At 67.3% G+C, this 3,019-nt stretch carries 1 protein-coding gene; it reads right to left on the bottom strand.

Annotation, left to right across the window (positions count from 1 at the left end; all coding sequences use genetic code 11):
• Positions 1–87: 87 nt before the first annotated feature.
• Positions 88–2,703 carry a bifunctional acetaldehyde-CoA/alcohol dehydrogenase gene (adhE, locus tag JAO81_RS07340; RefSeq protein ID WP_199546959.1) on the bottom strand — a complete coding sequence of 872 codons (2,616 nt, stop codon included), beginning with the start codon at positions 2,701–2,703 and terminating at the stop codon, positions 88–90.
• Positions 2,704–3,019 lie beyond the last annotated feature (316 nt).

The following is a 3,019-nucleotide window of genomic DNA, read 5'->3' as shown; positions in this document are numbered from 1 at the left end:
GGTGCGCGCCCCCCCCCCCCCTCCCCCCAGCGGGGGCCCCCCCCCCGCGGGGGGGGGGGGGGGCGGGCGGCTTTCATCGGTCGGGGCTCACACCTGGGGCGCACCCTCGACGTTGCCGTAGTACGCCTGCTTCATGAGCTGCTTCATGTCGTCGATCATCGGCATCCGCGGGTTGGCGGGCGCGCACTGGTCGGCGTAGGCGTTCATGGCCTGCTGCGGCAGGGCCGCGATGAACGCGTCCTCGTCGACGCCCTCGGCCTGGAACGAGGCCGGGATACCGCAGCGGTCGCGCAGCGCCTCGACGGCGGCGGCGTAGGACTCGACGCCCTCGGCGGGGGTGGCGGCCTTGAGACCCAGCATCTTGGCGATCTCCTGCAGACGCTCGGGAGCGCGGTAGACCTCGGCCTTCGGCCACGGGGTGGCCTTGTGCGTCACGGTGCCGTTGTGCCGGATGACGTGCGGCAGAAGGAGCGCGTTGGTACGGCCGTGCGGGACGTGGAAGGTGTTGCCCAGGGTGTGGGCCATGGCGTGCACCAGGCCGAGGAAGGCGTTGGCGAAGGCCATGCCCGCGACGGTGGACGCGTTGTGCATCTTCTCGCGCGCCTCGGGAGCCTTCGCGCCGAGCTTCACGCAGTCCTCGAGGTTCTCGAAGATCAGCTTGATGGCCTGCAGGCAGAGGCCGTCGGTGTAGTCGTTCGCGTACGCGGAGATGTACGCCTCGGTGGCGTGGGTCAGGGCGTCGAAGCCGGAGTCGGCGGTGACGGAGGCCGGCAGGCCCATCGGCAGGTTCGGGTCGACGATGGCGACGTGCGGGGTCAGCGCGTAGTCGGCGAGCGGGTACTTCTGGGCGGCCTTGGGGTCGGAGATGACCGCGAACGGGGTGACCTCGGAGCCGGTGCCCGACGTGGTCGGGATGGCGACCATCTTGGCCTTCTCGCCAAGGGAGGGGAACTTGAAGGCGCGCTTGCGGACGTCGAAGAACTTCTCCTTCGTGTCGGCGAAGGCGATCTCCGGGTGCTCGTACATCAGCCACATGATCTTCGCGGCGTCCATCGCGGAGCCGCCGCCGAGCGCGACGATCGTGTCGGGCTGGAAGTCGCGCATCATCGCGGCGCCGGCCTGCACGGTGTCGAGCTCCGGGTTGGGCTCGACATTGTCGATGACCTGAACCGAGACACCGCCCGCGCGGGACTGCAGGATGGTGGTCACCTTCTCGACGAAGCCGAGGGCGACCATGGTCTTGTCGGTGACGAGCGAGACCTTCTTGATGCCGTCCATCTCACCGAGGTAGCGGATGGAGTTGCGCTCGAAGTAGATCTTCGGCGGGACCTTGAACCACTGCATGTTGGTGTTGCGCCGTCCGATCCGCTTGATGTTGACGAGGTTGACCGCGGTCACGTTGTTGGACACCGAGTTGTGGCCGTACGAGCCGCAGCCCAGCGTCAGCGAGGGCAGGAAGGCGTTGTAGACGTCGCCGATACCGCCGAAGGTCGAGGGCGAGTTGGCGATGACGCGGATCGCCTTGACCCGCTTGCCGAACTCCTCGACGAGCTGCTCGTCCTCGGCGTGGATGGCGGCGGAGTGGCCGAGGCCGTGGAACTCGACCATCTGGGCGGCCAGTTCGATGCCCAGCTCGGTGGAGCCGGCCTTGAGGGCGGCCAGGACCGGGGAGAGCTTCTCGCGGGTCAGCGGCTCGTTGACACCGACCTCGGCGCATTCGGCGAGCAGGATCGAGGTGGACTCGGGGACGGAGAAGCCGGCCTGCTCGGCGATCCACTGCGGGGACTTGCCGACGACGTTCGGGTTCAGCTTGGCGCCCGAAGCGTTGTCGGCGAAGGCGCTGGTGCCGAAGATGAAGGTCTCCAGCTGGGTCTTCTCCGCCGCGGAGACGACGTACGCCCCCAGGCGCTTGAACTCCTCGATGCCCTCGGCGTACACCTCCTTGTCGAGGATGACGGCCTGCTCGGAGGCGCAGATCATGCCGTTGTCGAAGGCCTTCGACAGCACGATGTCGTGGATGGCGCGCTGCAGCTTGGCGCTCTTGTGGACGTACGCCGGGACGTTGCCCGCACCGACGCCGAGGGCCGGCTTGCCGCAGGAGTAGGCGGCCTTGACCATGGCGTTGCCGCCGGTGGCGAGGATGGTGGAGACGCCCTCGTGGTTCATGAGGAGACCGGTGCCCTCCATGGAGGGGGTCTCGATCCACTGCACGCAGTTCTCCGGGGCACCGGCCTCGATCGCGGCGTCGCGCACGATACGGGCGGCCTCGGCGGAGCAGTTCTGCGCGGAGGGGTGGAAGGCGAAGATGATCGGGTTACGGGTCTTCAGGGCGATCAGGGCCTTGAAGATCGTGGTCGAGGTCGGGTTGGTCACGGGGGTCATGGCGCAGACGACGCCGACCGGCTCCGCGATCTCGGTGATGCCGTTCAGCTCGTCGCGGGCGATGACGCCGGCGGTCTTGAGGCCGCGCATCGAGTTGACGACGTGCTCGCAGGCGAAGAGGTTCTTGACGGCCTTGTCCTCGAAGATGCCGCGACCGGTCTCCTCGACGGCCAGCCGGGCGAGTTCGCCGTGCTGGCTCAGTGCCGCGAGGGAGGCCTTCTTGACGATGTGGTCGACCTGCTCCTGGTCGTACGTCTCGAACAGATCGAGGGCCTTGAGCGCTCCCTGGACCAGCCCGTCCACCATCTCATTCGCCTGCATGGCAGGTACTCCTTCACTGCGGCTGCGACCGATTGCCGAGATTTCCTCGACGCCTCAATTCGACACCCGCACGGCTGCCCGGGACGGCCGATAAAGGCCTGAGCAGCCAGGCACTAAGTCCCTTCAAGATCAAAGTGCACCCATGAGAACCGACTCTGACCTGCAAAGATGCGACGGGACCAAAGTCCCTTGCGAGCTTGTGAAAACTTTCACAAGAATTTCGGGAGATTGGCCGTAAGCACGAGGGAAATGCGTGAGCCCCGCGTTCCCCCGGGGGGGGGGGGGGGCGGATTGCCCCTTCGCGAGGGGGGCGCCT

This window comes from Streptomyces sp. N35 (assembly GCF_016464295.1).
Taxonomy (GTDB): domain Bacteria; phylum Actinomycetota; class Actinomycetes; order Streptomycetales; family Streptomycetaceae; genus Streptomyces.
This window is presented reverse-complemented; position numbering and strand designations above follow the sequence as displayed.

Excerpts from the sequence above, each read along its gene's own strand:
- adhE (WP_199546959.1), bottom strand. The coding sequence starts at position 2,703 with ATGCAGGCGAATGAGATGGTGGACGGGCTGGTCCAGGGAGCGCTCAAG.